Raw genomic sequence first — 18,897 nt, forward strand, 5'->3', positions numbered from 1 at the left:
ATTTCGCCACGAAGTTAAAATGGCAAGTCCGATTTCCAGTATAGCTATATAGAATTAATATACTATCACTTCTTTGCATTCCGCTTATGTTCTTCTTCCTCCAGTAACTGCTGTACTTCCTTATTAAAATAATACTCCGTAAACCCTTCCGGCTTCAGATTGGGGTCCGGAATATACCATATGTATTTGTTAAATGTTTGCCTAAGCACCGGATCTTTAAAATCATAGCCTTTACGGGCATAATGCAGGTTCCTGTACAGCCTTAACTGAGCATTGGAAAAATTACGTATCCGGGCCTGCGCAGTATCCTTGTCAAAGAACTCCTTCAGTTCATCAAAATCATTCTTCTCATTGGCCGGACACCAGGAAAGGTATTCAATATACAGCCGCGGCATGATCAATGACAGATCACTGGTGGGTACAAAATGCTTTTCCTTTAACTGTAAGGATCCCTTGCGTATGTACACAGCACTTTCCCGGGTATCCTCCCCGCCAAAACGCATGGTAGCTTTACCAGCCGTATTTACCTTACCAATGCCTACAATATTCCAGTCGGCTTTTTTTGTGTTGAAACCATAAGGGGCCATGAATACCACATCATCACCCATATTAATATTCAATTCAAAATCTTCTATCTCCTTATTGGCCCAGGTGGCGCCTGTTGTTAACCGGTAAAGAAACTCGTGATGCGCCTCCACTGAACTTCCTCCCCGGTATTGGTAGCTATGCCGTATAACAGTAATTCCCTTCTTAAACTTCACGGTGAAATGATACACAAAATCGTCGCCCTGCGCTATATCCTTTCCTAACTTAAATCCCGATTTTTCCATACGGGTTATCTTATAGGCCAGCAGGCTATTATTCACCATTACGGCAAAACCGGCTATCTGTGGATGCGCCTCTGCGTCCCCCGATACATCTCCGGCTGCGGGCGGTGTTACAAATCCTACCAGCAACTCTTTTTCCTCACCCGGATTAAAGAACTCGAAGTAAATATCCACCTGCATATCATCACTCCGCCGGGTCAGGTTCAGGATTTCCTTCTTCAACTGAACAACATTTTCTTTCAAGGGGATAAGTGTATTGCCGGCTGCATAAAAGCTGCCGTCATTACCGTAGCCGGTACAGGCAACCAGCAGCAGGAAGAGGATAAAGGTGTATTTCATGTTTTTACATTTCATTCAGCGTAACTGCTTCGGGGGAAACAGTCAGTTTATGCACAACGCCGCATTTCAGGGCAAAATTATTCTTCTGATGCCCTACCGGGAAATCAAAGCAAACGGGATAAGAGAAATCCTTCACCTTCTCCAGTACAATATCCTGTAATGCCCGGCCAAATTCCTCACCGGGATCATCGGGCTTCACCTTAAAGCCGCCAATGATCAATCCTTTCAGCCCCTGCAATTTGCCGGTACGCAGGAGGTTCCAGAACATGCGGTCAATGCTGTACAGGTACTCACCGGTATCCTCTACAAACAAGATCTTTCCGGCCGTTTGCAGGTCCGATTTACTGCCGGCCAGCGTTTCAATCGTCTTCAGGTTACCACCTACCAGTACGCCGGTGGCTGTGCCTGTCCGGTTGAAGGCAGAAGGCAGGGTAGTATATTGTATCGTTTCTCCGGTCAGCGCCCGCTTAATGGAAAGGATCGTATCCATCTGTAGGGGATCGGCTTTACTCCAGTCGTCCGGGAAACTATTGCACATCTTGGAATGGATGGAAGCGATACCATAATTACGGCTCAGATGGCCGTGCAATACGGTAATATCGCTAAATCCGATAATCCATTTGGGCTTTGCCGCCAGCTTCGTAAAATCGAGCCGGTCTACAATACGCACAAAGCCATAACCGCCCCGTGCGCACATAATGGCTTTCACGGCGGGATCATCCATCATCTGCTGGAAGTCTGCTGCCCGGTCGGCATCACTGCCGCCAAATGTAAAATCCCGCTTGCCTACGGTATCACCCACCTTAATGGTAAAACCCCAGCTTTTCATTTGCTCCATGGCCGGCTCAATATCCTTTTGTAAAATATAACCTGCCGGACAGGTAATGCCAATGGTATCTCCCTGCTTCAGGTAAGGTGGTATAATCACTTTTTTACTAATATCTTCATCGTTCGTATCAGCGGTCATGCCCGGCAGGGAGGGCAGCACCGTTCCGGCAGCCAGCAGGGAGGAAAGAAAATGCTTACGATCCATGTAAATAATTTTATACCTGTTTTCCCAAAATAGCAATAATATCCATTGCTCTTCGTTACAGTGCACGTTACAAGTGTGAAAAACACAATTTACAGACAGATAAAAGATTTTTTTAACAATTCAGCCGGATTGTTGTTATCACGATTGCTTGTCATATAATTCCACCGTCAAGAGCAATGTATCCATTATTTTTTTGCTATTGGCGTGTTAATACATACTATCAATAACATATTCCGCATACTTTTGCGGCCTTAAACCCCCTTTTTGAAAGGAATTAATGTATGGCAAGGAAATTTTGTATCGCTTTCATTAGCACCTTAACCCTTTTTAACCAGTCTGTACTCGCCCAAAAGAAAAGTAACTGGTCTTTTGTTAAAAATGGCAGCTTCTACTTTAGCTGGGGCTATAATACCGAATGGTACACCCGTTCTACCGTGCATGTAAGTCAGCCATCCCTGGGCAATGACTATAAATTGGTAAGGGTACGCGCCCATGACAATCCCGGCTGGGATGATGGTCTCTTCTCCAAAGCCATGACCATCCCCCAGTACAATTACCGCCTCGGGTATTTCTTCAATGAAAAGCAGGACCTGGCTATTGAGATCAACTTTGATCATACCAAATACATCATTACCGATGGCCAGGATGTACACGTAAAAGGAAAATTTGATGGACAGGAAGTCAATACCACCAAGCGTTTCTCAGAAAAAGAAGGTTCTTATTATTACCTGAACAATGGAGCCAACTTCCTTTTATTTAACCTGGTGAAGCGTTTCAGGCTCGTTCAGCCTAAGGAAAAGAATAACCTGAAGCTCGACCTGCTGGCCAAAGCCGGTATAGGCCCTGTAATTCCACACGTAGAGAACAGCTTTTTTGGCCAGGCCAATAAACCCGGTTTCCAGATCGGGGGTTGGAATACCGGGATAGAAACGGCTTTCCGGCTCACCGCCTTTAAATATGCCTACGTGGAGTTTGCACAAAAGGTCGACTATGCGCGCTATAGCCACCTCAAGGTATATGAAGGCAGGGCTAAGCAGGCTTTCGGCACCTATGAGCTCATCCTGAGCCTTGGCTTTACCTTACCTACCGGCAAGAACAATAAGGAATTTGCTAAGAGCATTAAGGCAGTAAGCCCCTCTAACAGCAACTAACACATTCAATATATTTATAAAGGGATCACCTGTGAAGAGTGGTCCCTTTGCTATTCCCCTCGTTGCCTCAACGCCTTGTTGCCTCGTTGCCTTAAACGCCTTTTTCTTCCCCTTCCCCAACCTTTCCCTTGCATCCCTTCGTCAATACAATAGTGATTCCCCGAAACCGTGCGGCCTGTGTAAATCTGATCCTGTCACCATCTATTTAAAAAAAGTCGTGCTAACAAACAGGGATGACATCATAGAAGGTTGTAAACAACAAAACCCGCAAAGCCAGGAAGCCCTTTACCGTGCCTGTTATACCGGCATGATCAAACTTTGTTCCCGCTACGCCCGCGACGCCGATGAAGCAGCCGCCTTGTACAATGAAGGCATGCTGAAAGTATTTAATACCATCCACCAATATGAAGGAAGAGGCGACTTGATGGGCTGGATAAGACGTATCATCGTCAATACCTGTATAGACCATTGCCGCCGGCAGGCCAAATTTAAACACCAGTCACTCGAAATAGTAACGGACAACACCAATTCAATAGACCCGGATATTTACGACAGGCTTTCGGCCGGCGATGTGATGCGCCTCTTACAGGAACTACCCCGCAATACAGCCCTGGTCTTTAACCTGTTCGTACTGGATGGCTTCAAACACGAAGAAATAGGACAAATGCTGGGTATCGCCACCGGCACTTCCAAATGGCACCTCAATGAAGCAAGGCGCCTACTAAAACATAAACTGGACACTTTATTGAAAAAAGAAATTTACTCTAATGCGATCTGAAGAACAACATATTGATGACTTCTTCCGTAAAAAAGAGGAAGAATACCAGCAGGGTACCGGCAGTGCCGATAGCCACTGGGAGCAAATGAGAGGGTTGCTGAAGCAAGGTGCCACCCCTACCCCCAAGGGATACCGCATGCATACTACCCGGCGCATTATAAAATACCTGGGCGGATTTACGGTGGTAACCGTGATCACACTGGTAGTGATCACTACCATCAAATCAAAAAAGAAAGCGCCCGTTAGAGCCCCCCTTGCCCAAACAACAATAGCAGCGCGCCAAAAACAACAGGTCGCAAAAACAACAGCCACTGTCCGGACTGCTGTTAAGAAAAAAGCGCCCATTACGCCTGTTAACACACGCCCCCGGCCTGCCACCACGCAACCGGCACAACGTAAAATAGGTTTCCAACCCGGATCCCAACCAATCCAGCATACAACCAGCACGCAACTGGTAACGGACCGGCCATCAACACCCGCCATAGTAAGCACACTGGCAGAAGAATTGGCCAGGGATTCAGCCGCCGCCGCTACTGCTGTAACCAATACAGCCACCAATGCCACAACGGCCATGCAGCAGCTCAATTCCTTCTATAAGCAACTGGAAAAAGAAGGACAGCAATTTGTAATAGATATAAATAAAGACACCATCCTCACCGGTAAAGAGGGTACGCGCCTGTCCGTTCCGGCACAGGCTTTCAGCTTTAAAAACGGGAGCCCCATACAAGCAGGAAATATAACGATCGTATTGCGGGAGTACTATAGTTACGAAGATATCCTGGCCGCGAAGCTCTCCACTACTTCGGGTGGCGAACAACTGATCTCCGGTGGCATGGTGCACATTGCGGCAAAGCTCAATGAACAGGAAGTAAAAATAGCGCCGCGGAAAAACATACAACTCGAAATGCCCACCAAACAATACGATGAACAAATGCAGCTTTTCCAGGGCACAAGGAGCAGCTTAAAGAATGCTTTTGTAGCCAAATTCATGGAAAACCGGATGATTGACACGGTACGCTTTATGAAAAGGGAGGCCGATGAAAATGGTGACATTGACTGGGCCCCCCTGGGACAGGTACAAAGTTTCAGAGATCCCCTTAACCGTGAAATAAAGGTGCTGGACCCCTATGGCGACCCCTACCGTGTTGCGCATAGTGAGAGCGGGAAAATAAAAGCATGGTTCTATGTATCCAAAGCATGCCCTTACTCCGATGCAGAAATGAAGCAAAAACTAAAGGAACATTCCAATTACTATTTCGATAAAATAAAGATAAAACGGGTACAGGTAGTCCCGGTAGCGCAATACCAGTACAGGAAGGACAGGATTTCCATAGCAGGCGATTCTGTAATCATGACCTTTCGCCAGGCCCTGCGTAAGAAATTATTGTCACCGGAAGACAGTATACGTGTATTGGAAAAGTTCATCGTGGACAGTATCGACCGCGAAAAGCGCCACCAGCTTATGAACAAATACAGCTTTACCATCACCAACCTGGGCTGGTTCAATTGCGACCGCTTTAACAGGGACCGTGGTCCGAAAGTGCTGTTTGCTTTCAAACCAGGTGAAGGGTTTGAGCCCTCCAGTATGGTCTCCCACCTCGTATTTACCCGCTACCGCTCCGTATTGCCCGGTGGCTACAAGGACCATAAAATATACTTTGGCAAGGTACCTAAGGACGAAGTGGTCAAAATTGTCAGCATCGGCGTCAAAAACGGGAAAGTAATGGCCTGCATCCAGGAACTTAATACTGACAAAGACGAGATCAGCGACCTGGCCTTTACAGAGACTACGCCCGAAGAATTCAAACAAAAACTACAGGCGCTCAACCTCATCCAGCCATAAAACATTGATACATACCTGAAAGATTAAAAGGGTGGGTCACCTTCCAAAGGTGGCTCACCCTTTTAATTCCCCTTAAATGGTTACTTTTGCAATCCGTAAAAGCAAGCTATAAGACGAATGACAGACTTTAAAAGATACCTCGTAACAGCCGCATTGCCTTATGCCAATGGCCCCGTGCACATTGGTCACCTGTCGGGCTGTTATATACCGGCCGACATCTATGTACGCTACCAGCGCGCGCGCAAGCAAGACATTCAATTTATCTGTGGCAGTGATGAACATGGTGTACCCATCACCATCCGCGCCATGAAAGAAGGCGTCACTCCACAAGAGATCGTAGATAAATACCATGCCTTCATGGGAAAGAGCTTTGAAGAAATGGGCATTTCCTTTGACATCTACTCCCGTACTTCCAATAAAATACACCACGAAACAGCCGCCGGTTTCTTCAAAAAGCTGTACGATGAGGGTTTATTTGAAGAAAAGGAAACAGAACAATACTTTGATGAGAAGGCCAATACATTCCTGGCCGATCGTTACATTATCGGCACCTGTCCTGTATGCGGCAATGAGAATGCCTATGGCGACCAGTGTGAAAGATGTGGCTCTACCCTTAGTCCCGAACAATTGATCAATCCACGCAGCGCTTTAAGTGATGCCGTACCGGTGAAAAGGAAAACCAAACACTGGTATTTCCCGTTGCAGAATTATGAGCCCTGGTTGAAAGAATGGATACTGGAAGGTCATAAGGAGTGGAAGAACAACGTGTATGGCCAATGCAAAAGCTGGCTCGACAGTGGCCTGCAAAGCCGTGCTATGACCCGCGACAGCAACTGGGGCGTAAAAGTGCCCCTGCCCGGTGCAGAAGGCAAGGTACTGTATGTATGGTTTGATGCGCCTATTGGCTATATCAGTGCCACCAAGGAGCTCACCGACAAGTGGGCCGATTACTGGCAACAAAGCGATACCAAGCTGGTGCACTTCATCGGCAAGGACAATATCGTATTCCATTGTATCATCTTTCCTGCCATGTTAAAGGCGCACGGAAACTATGTATTGCCCGATAATGTGCCTGCCAACGAATTTCTTAACCTGGAAGGTGAAAAAATCTCTACCAGCCGCAACTGGGCAGTATGGGTACATGAATACCTGAACGACTTCCCGGACCAGCAGGATGTATTGCGCTATGTGCTTTGCTCCAATGCGCCGGAAACAAAAGACAATGATTTTACCTGGAAAGATTTCCAGGACAGGAATAACAGCGAACTGGTATCCATCTTCGGCAACTTCGTCAACCGCACTTTTGTGTTGATGCACAAACTCTGCGGCGGCAAAGTGCCCAACCTGCATGCCGATGTGGCCGATAAGACCGATGAAAATATGATCGCAGAGTTCGAAGCCACCAAAACAAGGGTGGAGAACCTGCTGGAGCAATACAAGTTCCGCGATGCCCTGTTTGAAGTGATTGACCTTTCCCGCAAAGGCAATAAATACATGCAGGAGAAGGAACCCTGGATCGTGGCAAAATCACTGGCAGACAATCCTGAAAAGCAAAAACTCATTGATAACTGCCTGCACATTTGCCTGCAGTTAACGGCCAACCTGGCTGTGCTCATCAATCCTTTCCTGCCTTTCACCGCTAAGAAAATGCTGCACATGATGAAGGTGGTGGAAAAAATGCTGGATTGGGAAAATGCCGGTAAAGCGAAGCTGCTGAGCGTAGGCTATAGCTTAAGAGAACCGCAATTACTGTTTAGAAAAATAGAAGATACAGAAGTACAGGCGCAAATAAGCAAGCTTGAAGCCAATCGTATAAAACCAGCTTCCACACAATCCGAAGCAGTTAAAAATGCAAAGCCTGACGCAAAGGGCAGCGAAGCAAAAGAACAACCAGTAACCAGCAACCAGAAACCAGAAATCGTCTATGATGATTTTGGTAAAATAGACCTGAAGGTAGGAACGATCCTTTCTGCAGAGAAAGTGGCCAAGGCCGACAAACTGCTGAAGCTGGAAGTAGACCTCGGATTTGAAAAGCGCACCATCGTATCGGGCATTGCCCTGCATTTCAAACCCGAAGACATTGTAGGTAAGCAGGTAGTGGTGGTAACCAACCTGGCGCCCCGCAAAATGAAAGGCATAGAAAGCAATGGCATGATCCTGATGGCGGAAGACAAAGCAGGCAAACTGCATTTCGTCAGCCCCGGCACCAAAATAGATGAGGGGTCAGGCGTAAGTTAATATCAGCAATTCTTTAATTGATAAAGCCCCGCTCAACAATCAGCGGGGCTTCTTGTTATCTGTACAAATCAATGTGACCATTCATTTAAATCATTCTATATGAAATACGGATTTATCGGGCTGGGAAGCCTCGGCACACCGATTGCCATTAACTTACTGGAAAGCGGTCATCCCCTCTATGTATACAACCGCACCATCGCAAAAGCAAAACCACTCGAAGCCAAAGGCGCTATCGTATGTGATACAGTAGCAGCACTGGCGCAGCAATGCGATATTGTTGTCACCATGGTAGCTGATGATGCCGCCCTGAAAAGCATTACTACCAGTGAGAACGGATTATTACAACACGGGAAACCCGGCAGCATTCATATTTCCATGAGCACCATCCTGGCGCAAACAGCGGGTGAACTGGCCGCCCTGCACCAGGAAAAAGGTCAGCACTACCTGTCTGCCCCGGTATTTGGACGGCCCGAAGCAGCCGTAGCCCGCAAGCTCAACTTTGTGATCTCCGGCGAAAAGACCATCCGCGAACAGGCAACACCCCTGCTTAAAGAGGCCGGTGGCACTGGCGTATGGGATTTTGGCGATGACGTGCTCACTGCCAATACCGTTAAGCTATGTGGCAACTTCTTAATCGCTACTGCCCTCGAAGCCATTGGCGAAAGCGCCCTGCTGGCGCAGCAAAGCGGCGTAGACGCCCATAAAATGTGGGATATGTTTGGCCAAACCATCTTCAATGCCCCCATTTACCAGAACTACAGCAAGATCATCCTCAACCAGCAATTTGAGCCCGCCGCTTTCACCGCCAAACTGGGCCTGAAAGACCTCAACCTGGTATTGCAACAGGGTGCGCTGGCCCAACAGCCCTTACCCCTGGCAGAATTGCTCAAAGGCCACCTGGCCCAACTGGTCAACAACGGAAAAGAATCCATAGACTGGAGCGCTGTTTCTCTTGGTGCCTCAAAATAACCTTTAAGCCATCTTCATATTAAAATCAATAAAATACAATAAAAAGCTATAGAGCTCTTACAGAGCTTTTATAGAGCACCTATAGAGGTCTTATAGAAGCTTCAGACCCTTGTTGAACCAGTGGCGTTGTATAGGCATTCATAGGGTTAGTAACCCCCCTGCCCAATCCGGCGGTATACAGCATTACCCCCCACCAGTGCCGGCAAAGCTTAACATGGCCTGAAACTTTTTTATTCCAGCTTTTTTACTACCTTCGGGTTAAATAGTTGTTTAACTAACTAATTTATTCTATGTCAAAACGCCTTATCAGGAAGGTCGCAGTACTGGGCAGTGGAGTCATGGGATCGCGCATAGCTTGTCATTTTGCAGGAGTAGGTTTACAGGTCTTATTATTGGACATAGCCCCTAAAGAACTAACCGATGCGGAAAAGGCCAAAGGATTATCTCCCGATCATCCGGCCGTAAAGAACCGCATCGTTAATGAAGCATTGGCGGCCGCCATCAAATCCAACCCTTCCCCCACTTATACCAAAGACGTAGTAAAAAGAATAAAGACCGGCAACTTCACGGATGATATGAAAGATATTGCCGGTTGTGATTGGATCATTGAAGTTGTAGTAGAACGGCTCGATATCAAACAACAGATCTTTACCGAAGTAGAAAAATACCGTAAACCCGGCACCCTCATCACCTCCAATACCTCCGGTATTCCCATCCACCTGATGGCCGAAGGAAGGAGCGAGGATTTTAAAAAGCATTTCTGCGGTACCCACTTCTTCAACCCGCCGCGCTACCTGCGCCTGCTGGAGATCATCCCTACCCCGCATACCGATCCGGCCATAACAGATTTCCTCCTGCATTATGGCGATCTGTACCTGGGCAAAACCACCGTACTGTGTAAGGACACACCGGCCTTTATTGCCAACCGCATCGGGGTATATGGCATCATGGCCATCTTTGGCCTGGTAGAGAAAATGGGACTTACCATTGATGAGATAGATGCTCTGACAGGCCCCATCATCGGCAGGCCCAAATCGGCCACTTTCCGCACAGCCGATGTGGTAGGTATTGACACCCTCGTAAAAGTAGCCAAAGGCGTACATGATAACTGTCCCAACGATGAAGCCAAAAACACCTTTACCATCCCTGCCTGGCTCGACAAAATGGTAGAGAATAAGTGGCTGGGCGACAAAACAGGACAGGGCTTCTTTAAAAAGACCAAAGGCGGCGGCGGAGAAAAAGAGATCCTTGTACTCAACCTCAGGACCATGGAGTATGAGCCGCGCAAAAAGCCAAAGTTTGCCACCGTGGAAGCGGCCAAGCCGATTGATGACCTCAAAACAAGACTCAAAGCATTGTGCACCGGCATGGACAAGGCAGGTGATTTTTACCGCCATTTCCATTACGGTTTATTCTCTTATATATCCCACCGCCTTCCGGAGATCAGTGATGAAATATACCGGGTAGATGACGCCATGATGGCCGGCTTTGGCTGGGAAATAGGCGCTTTTGAAAGCTGGGATGTACTGGGCGTGGAAGGCACTGTGAAAAAGATGCAGGATGCAGGTTATGCCGTAGCACCCTGGGTACAGGAAATGGTGGCCGCCGGCATTAAAACATTCTTTAAAGTGGAGAATGGCCAAAAGTTGTACTATGATATAGCGTCTAAGTCGTACAAGTCCTTACCCGGCGGCGAAGCCTTCATTGTCATGAAGAACTTCGAAAACCAAACGGTGTGGAAGAACAGTTCCTGCCGTACCTACCACCTGGGCAATGATGTGCTGGGATTGGAATGGTATACCAAAATGGGCAGCATTGGTGGCGAAGTACTCGAAGGCATACAAAAATCAATTGCCCTGGCAGAAAATAAATACAAGGGTTTGGTGATTGCCAATGAAGGTGCTAACTTCAGTGCCGGCGCCAACGTAGGCATGATCTTCATGCTGGCCATTGAACAGGAATATGACGAACTGGATATGGCCATCCGCCTCTTTCAGAATACCATGATGCGGGCGCGTTATTCTTCGGTGCCGGTAGTAGTAGCGCCACATGCTTTATCTTTGGGCGGCGCCTGCGAACTGAGCCTGCATGCCGATAAAGTATGCCCTGCTGCAGAAACTTATATCGGGCTGGTGGAACTGGGCGTGGGCCTCATTCCCGGCGGTGGCGGCACCAAAGAATTTGTATTGCGCGCTGCCGATGAAATGCATGAAGATGAGCCCGAAACCATTACCCTGAAAAACCGCTTTCTCACGATTGCTACAGCCAAAGTAGCCACTTCTGCTGCCGAAGCCTTTGAACTCGGCATCCTGCGTAAAGGCCATGATGAAGTTATTTTAAACCAGGGTCGCCGTATAGCAGAAGCCAAAAATAGTGTACAGGAAATATATGATAGTGGTTACATTACCCCCGTACAACGGTCTGATATAAAAGTATTGGGACGTTCAGCGTTGGGTGCTTTATATGCCGGTATCAATGGTATGTGGCGCGCAGGTTATGCTACCGACCATGATGTGGTAGTAGCCAAAAAGCTGGCGTATGTAATGTGCGGCGGTGATCTTAGTGAGCAATCCGCCGTTACAGAGCAATACCTGCTCGACCTGGAAAGAGAGGCCTTCCTCAGCCTTTGTGGTGAAAAGAAAACACTGGAAAGGATACAAAGCGTACTCAAAGGCGGAAAGCCGGTACGCAATTAGACCCATCGTTTGTTACGCGTTCAATTATAAAAGGGTCACATGAGAAATCCCGGGGTGCAACCATCAAGGTTGCGCCCTTTTTTGTTACCTTGAATGCTATGGGAGAAGCTCAGTTAGACAAATCATCCTTACAACTTACGATCCACTCCGTATTTTATTTCTACGGTGATGCAGCCTCCCTGGAACTGTCTATCCGGATTGCCGATGATATCAGCGCCTGCTGGAATGAACCCAAAGCACCCGTCAATATCAAACGGGAGCTTTACACAGTACAATTCAACGTGGAAGGCATCTATGCACCCGACCTCGATCCCGAAAAGGTATGGTACAATGACCGCCCCCGGCTCAATTTCTTCCGCATTGAAGAATTTGCCGGCGGCAATATCTCCTTCGTGGACGGCGTAGGATGCAATACCGGCTATTTCAAACTCTCCAACCTGTTGCAAACACCCACTACTGCCGCCCATGAATATGGCCATACGCTCGGGCTCGATCACCCCGGGAACCTGGACCTCCGCGGCGGTGGTATCCCCGGCATCATGTACCCGCGCGGCACCCTCTGCGATCCGTCATTCCAATACAATCCCGCTGCTGTACCGGGAGAGGAGGGCGGTACCCTCGATCCCCGCTTCCGGAAAGTATTGCCGGCAGATGTAGAAGGGCTGAAACTGCATAAACTGGATTTTAACCAGCAGGGCATGGCCATCGTAGGCGATTTTTCCAGTATGTATCACCAAAAACATATAGCAACAGACTTTCAACAATAAAAAGAAAGTACCATCTTTATAGGATAAACGCCCTTACATGGCTATTCTCACTATTGAAAGTTTGCACAAGAACTACGGTTACATTCAGGCGCTCAAAAATGTTTCTTTTACAGTTCCCCAGGGATCTGTATTCGGCATACTGGGGCCTAACGGAAGTGGGAAAACCACTTTACTGGGTATCATTATGGATATACTGCGCCCTACTTCCGGGTCGGTTAAGCTCTTTGATGAAGTACCCGGCCCGAAGCACCGCAAGCAGATCGGTACTTTTCTGGAAACGCCCAACTTCTACCACTACCTTAATGCAGTACAGAACCTTAACATTGCTGCCGCCATCAAGGGACGCGGCCAGGAAGATATAGAGCGGGTGCTGAAGCTGGTTAGCCTTGATCAGCGTAAGCTTTCCAAATTCAGTACCTATTCACTGGGTATGAAACAAAGACTGGCCATCGCCTCCTGCCTGCTGGGCAATCCGGATGTACTGATCTTTGATGAGCCTACCAATGGACTCGATCCTGTTGGCATAGCAGAGACAAGGGAACTGATCAAAAAACTGAACAAAGAAGGTAAAACCATCATCATGGCGAGCCACCTGCTGGATGAAGTGGAGAAAGTATGTACCCATGTAGCGATCCTGCAAAAGGGTACCTTAATTACCCACGGTCATGTAGATGAAATACTGGTGCAGGAAGATATTGTGGAAGCAGGCGCCGCCAATATGCAGCAACTCTTATCCGCGCTGCAATCCTATCCCGGCGCCGCACAGGTAGCCATGAACGAACACCATGTGGAAGCATTCTTTCCCAATGGCACCGCCAGGCTGGAAGCGGTTAATAAATACTGCTTTGAGCAAGGCATCATCCTCAACCACCTTCGCCTGCGCAAGAAAAGCCTCGAAGCCAAATTCTTTGAACTCACCCAAAACAACAAGTGATCATGCTGCAATTACTATCCATAGAATGGCTGAAGCTGAAGAACTACCGTACCTTCTGGATATTGGCCATCTTGTACATCGTAAGCATATTTGGCGCTAACTACATTGGCTTTCGTATCCAGCAAGCGATATACGAAGAAAAGCAGGCAAAAGGCATGGCGCAAATGATCATTGGCACGCCTCCTTTCGCTTTCCCCAATGTATGGCATATGACCAGTTACATCAGCAGCTTCCTGCTGTTTCTGCCTGGCCTGCTCCTCATCATGCTGGTTACCAATGAATACAATTTCAAAACACACCGCCAGAACATCATTGACGGCTGGAGCCGCCGGGAGTTCATTGCTGTAAAACTCATCATGGCCGTTATAGGCGCCCTGGTCTCCACAGTTGTGGTAACGCTGACGGCTTTACTGTTTGGGTTTATAGAGGGCTCTGAATCCTTCAGCACAGAAAAAACCATTTACCTCTTCTACTACTTCATCCAGGCGCTGAGTTATTCTTTCGTAGCCTTATTATTTGCCATACTTTTTAAACGGGGTGGACTGGCCATTGGCGTATTCTTCCTGTATGCACTGGTGCTGGAGAACCTACTGGCGGGTCTCATGAACCGCTACCTTAATTATAGCGGCCGTTATCTTCCGCTGGAATCAACAGACAACCTGGTGCCATTTCCCTTATTTGAAAATGTACAGCGCCAGATCATTCAGCCGCCTAATATCACCGCACTGTTTATAACAGCCCTCGTGTACCTGGCAGCTTATTTTGTTTTTATCAGCCGGAAGTTTGAGACAGATGATCTCTGAGCTATTCTTTGGTTAAGTCTCCCAATGCAGCCTCAATAGTGGGATAAAGGAACTGAAAGCCTGTAAGACCTATTTTACTGTTACTTACGGTGGCGCTTTTCAGCACTTCAATGCTCAGGCCACCCAATAAGATCTTTAATACAAAAGAAGGAACATAGAGGGGAATATAAAAGCGGCCTTTTATTTTCCCGGCCAGCATAATCATAAAATTCCTGTTCGTAACAGGTTGTGAGGCAACTCCATTATATACACCGTGCAATTGTTCATGTTCAATGGCATAGAGCATCAGGCGCGCCAGGTCGTCAATATGTATCCAGCTAATCACCTGCTTACCGCTGCCCAGGATGGGAGCGACGCCAAAACGTACCGGCATTTTGTATTCCTTTAAAGCACCACCTTCCTTACTTAGCACAATGCCTATGCGGAACTTTACCAACCGCTTACCCAGTTCCTGCACCGGGTCAATGCTGGCTTCCCATAATTTGCAGGTTTCACCCAGGTATCCATCATCCGCCGGGTCATCTTCTATAAAAGCTTTACGGCCAGGTTTTCTTTTGGCATCATCACCATACCAGCCGATACCGGAGGGATTGATCACAGCCTTTACCTTATTGGGATTTTCTTTCAGCGTTTTCACCAGCAGTTCCCCGCTCTGCACACGGCTATCAACAATTTCCTGTTTTCTCTTTTTGGTCCAGCGCTTATCGGCCACCCCTGCTCCTGCCAGGTTAATAATATAATCGGCTTTTTGAACAGCGGTTACATCAATCTCCTGTTTGGCCGGGTCCCAATGCGCTACCGAATAACCTGCATTACCAGCGGCAGACTGCCCCCGGGAAAGGATAATGACTTCGTACCCTTTACTGATCAATAAGCTGGTTACCGCCTTTCCTACCAAACCTGTGCCCCCGGTAATGAGAATGGTTGCCATAAGCCGGATGTTTCGGGGTTCAAGTTACATCAAAAAAAATCCCTCCTGAAGAATCAGGAGGGAAACAACTAAAAACAACAATCGCTGCATTTTAAATAGACTTCATTTTTTGCAGGGACTTGAGGTACAGAACAATTTTAATCGGGATTCTTACCATCCAGGAATGTATTGATGGTAGAGATCTGTCCGTTATTATTTTCATCAGCCTTGACTTCGTAATTGCTGTAGAAGTTCTCTACGTTCGTGATGGTATTGTACAATTCCAAATTGCGGCGGATGTAAGCCGGCACAGTTTCAAACTCATTGTTAGGGTCGGCAGCATTGATGTTGAATGACAGGTTACGTAATTTCTGTATTCTCTCTGCTGCCCGGCGTTTTTGCTCTTCTGCTTCGTTCCCGGATCGGGACTCCTCAACAGAAGCGTCATTCGCTATAACAATAGGGTGAGGTTGGTGGGCCCCAGGCTCATCCGCCGCTGCTGGAATGTCATCTTTAAATACGAGTTGCATGTCGTTGGAAGTGTCGTCTTCCTGGGTTGTGTTTGCACCCGTATGTAAGACTGGTTCCTTCACAGGTGAGTGATCAGGGATGGATTCATTTGTCTTTGGTTCTGCATAAATATTGGTAGGCCTGGCCAGGTATCCTCCGGACGCTGCAGACGCCGAAGAATTATTTCTACTTTGTTGAGTTGCTGATGATGACTGACTGGATACGTTAGCGGGTGTTTCGGCAGATTTGGATGGCTGCGAAAGTACCCATTCGATCTTTTCCTCCGTATTTTCTTCCACGCTCTTTTTGTCCACAGTATTTTTACTATCGTCCTCATTCGTAAAAAGCACCAACGGCTTAAACTTAGGAGTTGGCTCCGTTTCCACCAGCTTCGGCGCAAGTTCTTCCTTCACAGGCTGTTCCGCCACTACCGGCTTCTCTTTCTTAGGCTCAGGCGCAGCGGTTTTCGCCTCCTTTACCAGGGTTGTCTTAGGCTCCGGTTGCGGGCTCAGTGACAATACGATCTTTTCCTCCTTCTTCGGAGCGGCCTTCTTCTCCTCTTTTTTGGTAAAGGGGTCCTTGTACTCAAAACCGGTGGCAATCAGGGTAATACCGATCTGGTCGCCCAGCGTATTGTCATAACCCATACCCAGGATCACATCAGTGCCTTCACCGGCTGAGCTCAATAAATAATTTTGAATAATATCTACTTCATCCATCGTGAACTCGTGCTCACCTTCGGCAGAGTTGATATTGATGAGTATCCACTTGGCGCCGCTGATCTCATTGTCATTCAGCAATGGTGAGTTCATGGCTTCTTCAATAGCCCGTTGCGCCCTGCCTTCACCACCAACAGACGCATTACCCAAAATGGCTACGCCTCCGTTGCGCATGACGGTACATACATCCGCAAAGTCTACGTTGATCTGACCGGTGCTATTGATCACATCGGTAATACACTTGGCCGCGGTGGCCAGTACATTATCCGCTTTGGCAAAAGCCTCTTTCATCTTCAGGTTACCAAACTGGTGGCGCAGTTTATCATTGCTGATCACCAGCAGGGTATCTACATATTGTTTCAGGATCCGGATACCCTCTTCGGCCTGCAACTGGCGCTTCTTTCCCTCATAGGAAAAAGGAGTAGTAACAATACCTACTGTAAGTATACCAAGGTCCTTACATATTTTTGAAATGATCGGTGCGCCACCCGTTCCTGTACCACCGCCCATACCGGCTGTAATGAATGCCATCTTGGTATTCACCTCCAGTATGCGCCTGATCTCTTCCAGGCTCTCTTCTGTAGCCTGGCGGCCAATATCGGGATTGGCGCCCGCACCCAGCCCTTGCGTAAGGTGCGGCCCCAGCTGTACTTTATTAGGTACCTTGCTCGTAGCAATCGCCTGCGCATCCGTATTACAGATAATGAAGTTAACCCCGTCAATCTGCTGACCGAACATGTGGTTCACTGCATTACTGCCACCTCCACCTACACCAATGACCTTGATGATAGATGATTTTTCCTTCGGAAGATCAAAATGAATCATAGCTTTCTTTTTTTGTCTCACCAGGCCTTACTCTCCTGAAAGCCCGTCCGGAGACCATTAAAAATTAACAGGTTAGTAGTAAATGAAAAGTACCAATCAGTGACCTTTCATAGGAAACCAGCATATTGTATGCTGAATGTTCTAATCAAGATTCATGCCTTTATAATGCGTGATCTTCTTCTTCTTTGAACAGATCAATAATGCCGTCCTTGAACTTGCCCCAGAAATCTTTAATGCCTTTCCTGTTCTTTACCTTTTCTGCTTGTGTTTCTTCTTCTTCTGCTGCTGCAACCAATGTTTCTGCCGGCTCTGCTGCCTTTCTTAATGTTTCGGGCACTTCTACTTTCCGGAAGCGGTGTTCAAACTGCTTGCGGTTATGTTCATAATCGCTGTAACCTTTTAAAATAAGACCGATACAGGTAGCATAAGTCGGCTTGGCCAGCTCTTCAATATGTCCGGCAGCCAGGTGCTCCGTAGGGAAACCAATGCGGGCATTCAACCCAGTTACATATTCTGTCAACTGGATCAGGTGCCTCAACTGCGAACCACCACCGGTTAATACTACACCGCCATTTAGCGTACGGTTATCCAGGCCTACCTGCTTCAGGTGATAGGTCACAAAATCCATGATCTCACTCATGCGCGCCTGTATAATATTCGCCAGGTTCTTCACGCTGATCTCTTTGGCAGGCATACCACGCAATCCGGGTATTGTAATAAAGGCATTGCCCCTGGCTTCATTGGCCAGTGCACTACCAAACTGTACCTTCATCTGCTCAGCCTGTGTTTTCAACACGCCCAGGCCGGTCTTAATATCATTAGTAATATTCTCACCACCAAAGGGGATTACGGCTGTGTGCTTCAGGATGCCTTCATAAAACACAGCCAGGTCGGTGGTACCCCCACCAATATCCACGATGGCTACACCGGCTTCCAGGTCCTCCTGTCCCATAACCGCTGCGGCAGAGGCCAGGGGTTGCAGTACCAGGTCCTTGGTGATCAACCCGCTCTTCTCTACAGAGCGGCTGATATTGCGGATGGCATTCTTATCACCGGTGATAATGTGGAAATTAGCGCCCACTTTAACACCGCCATACCCGATGGGGTTGGGAATATTCTGGAAATTATCTACCGTAAACTCCTGGGGTATTACATCAATGATCTGGTCACCTGCCGGGATATACGTTTTATACTGGTCGGAGATCAGTTGATCAATTTCCCGCTGGGTAATTTCTTCTTCGGTTTGGTGACGTACAATATCTCCACGGGTCTGCAAGCTCTTGATATGATGACCTGCAATACCTACATACACCTCGCTGATCTCCAGGTTGGGGTTCGAAGTATAGCAATTGTCCAAAGCCATCTGTATGGCTTTAATCGTTTCATCAATATTTAATACCTGTCCATGCTTCACGCCGTTGGAGTTGGCACGGCCAAAGCCGATGATCTCCAGTTTGCCGAATTCGTTCTTCCGGCCGGCAATCGCTGCGATCTTCGTGGTCCCGATATCCAGACCTACGATGATGGGTTGTTGCTCGTTGTTCATGCTATCCTG

At 47.6% G+C, this 18,897-nt stretch carries 14 protein-coding genes; 9 read left to right on the plus strand and 5 right to left on the minus strand.

All coding sequences use genetic code 11. From position 1 onward, the window contains the following. Positions 1 to 65: 65 nt before the first annotated feature. Positions 66 to 1,166 (minus strand): YARHG domain-containing protein, encoded by a 1,101-nt coding sequence (locus tag HB364_RS00200; RefSeq protein ID WP_167285892.1) that lies wholly within the window; start codon positions 1,164 to 1,166, stop codon positions 66 to 68. Positions 1,167 to 1,170: 4 nt separating this feature from the next. Then, complete coding sequence (locus HB364_RS00205; RefSeq protein WP_394353214.1) at positions 1,171 to 2,004, minus strand: S66 peptidase family protein; 834 nt, start codon at positions 2,002 to 2,004, stop codon at positions 1,171 to 1,173. A gap of 476 nt (positions 2,005 to 2,480) precedes the next feature. Here HB364_RS00205 and HB364_RS00210 point away from each other — a divergent pair, with 476 nt between their 5' ends. The 9 genes from HB364_RS00210 (at position 2,481) to HB364_RS00250 (ending at position 14,378) form a co-directional block, all read left to right on the plus strand. Then, positions 2,481 to 3,350, plus strand: coding sequence for a hypothetical protein (locus HB364_RS00210; protein WP_167285894.1), 870 nt, complete (start codon positions 2,481 to 2,483; stop codon positions 3,348 to 3,350). A gap of 217 nt (positions 3,351 to 3,567) precedes the next feature. Then, complete coding sequence (locus HB364_RS00215) at positions 3,568 to 4,128, plus strand: RNA polymerase sigma factor (RefSeq protein ID WP_167285895.1); 561 nt, start codon at positions 3,568 to 3,570, stop codon at positions 4,126 to 4,128. Beyond that, positions 4,118 to 5,971, plus strand: coding sequence for a hypothetical protein (locus tag HB364_RS00220; protein WP_167285896.1), 1,854 nt, complete (start codon positions 4,118 to 4,120; stop codon positions 5,969 to 5,971). The genes HB364_RS00215 and HB364_RS00220 overlap by 11 nt, the downstream gene beginning before the upstream one ends. Before the next feature lie 117 nt (positions 5,972 to 6,088). Further along, positions 6,089 to 8,209, plus strand: a complete 2,121-nt coding sequence (metG, locus tag HB364_RS00225; RefSeq protein ID WP_167285897.1) for a methionine--tRNA ligase — start codon at positions 6,089 to 6,091, stop codon at positions 8,207 to 8,209. Positions 8,210 to 8,308: 99 nt separating this feature from the next. Further along, a complete protein-coding gene (locus HB364_RS00230) occupies positions 8,309 to 9,178 on the plus strand; it encodes an NAD(P)-dependent oxidoreductase (RefSeq protein WP_167285898.1) in 870 nt (289 codons plus the stop codon). Positions 9,179 to 9,468: 290 nt separating this feature from the next. After that, on the plus strand, positions 9,469 to 11,874 hold the full coding sequence (locus HB364_RS00235; protein WP_167285899.1) for a 3-hydroxyacyl-CoA dehydrogenase/enoyl-CoA hydratase family protein: 2,406 nt from the start codon (positions 9,469 to 9,471) through the stop codon (positions 11,872 to 11,874). A gap of 98 nt (positions 11,875 to 11,972) precedes the next feature. Beyond that, complete coding sequence (locus tag HB364_RS00240) at positions 11,973 to 12,641, plus strand: M10 family metallopeptidase domain-containing protein (protein ID WP_167285900.1); 669 nt, start codon at positions 11,973 to 11,975, stop codon at positions 12,639 to 12,641. Between the two features lie 37 nt (positions 12,642 to 12,678). Further along, on the plus strand, positions 12,679 to 13,575 hold the full coding sequence (locus tag HB364_RS00245) for an ABC transporter ATP-binding protein (protein ID WP_167285901.1): 897 nt from the start codon (positions 12,679 to 12,681) through the stop codon (positions 13,573 to 13,575). A 2-nt stretch (positions 13,576 to 13,577) separates the two neighbouring features. After that, positions 13,578 to 14,378 (plus strand): ABC transporter permease, encoded by an 801-nt coding sequence (locus HB364_RS00250; protein ID WP_167285902.1) that lies wholly within the window; start codon positions 13,578 to 13,580, stop codon positions 14,376 to 14,378. A gap of 1 nt (position 14,379) precedes the next feature. On the opposite strand, the gene HB364_RS00255 is transcribed toward HB364_RS00250, so the two are convergent. The 3 genes from HB364_RS00255 to ftsA form a co-directional block, all read right to left on the minus strand. Continuing rightward, positions 14,380 to 15,309: a TIGR01777 family oxidoreductase gene (locus HB364_RS00255; RefSeq protein WP_167285903.1), complete on the minus strand. Its 930-nt coding sequence runs from the start codon at positions 15,307 to 15,309 to the stop codon at positions 14,380 to 14,382. A 137-nt stretch (positions 15,310 to 15,446) separates the two neighbouring features. Next, positions 15,447 to 17,342, minus strand: coding sequence for a cell division protein FtsZ (gene ftsZ, locus HB364_RS00260; protein WP_167285904.1), 1,896 nt, complete (start codon positions 17,340 to 17,342; stop codon positions 15,447 to 15,449). A gap of 160 nt (positions 17,343 to 17,502) precedes the next feature. Then, positions 17,503 to 18,888: a cell division protein FtsA gene (gene ftsA / locus HB364_RS00265; RefSeq protein ID WP_167285905.1), complete on the minus strand. Its 1,386-nt coding sequence runs from the start codon at positions 18,886 to 18,888 to the stop codon at positions 17,503 to 17,505. Positions 18,889 to 18,897 lie beyond the last annotated feature (9 nt).

The sequence above is a fragment of the Paraflavitalea devenefica genome, assembly GCF_011759375.1.
Lineage (GTDB): Bacteria > Bacteroidota > Bacteroidia > Chitinophagales > Chitinophagaceae > Paraflavitalea > Paraflavitalea devenefica.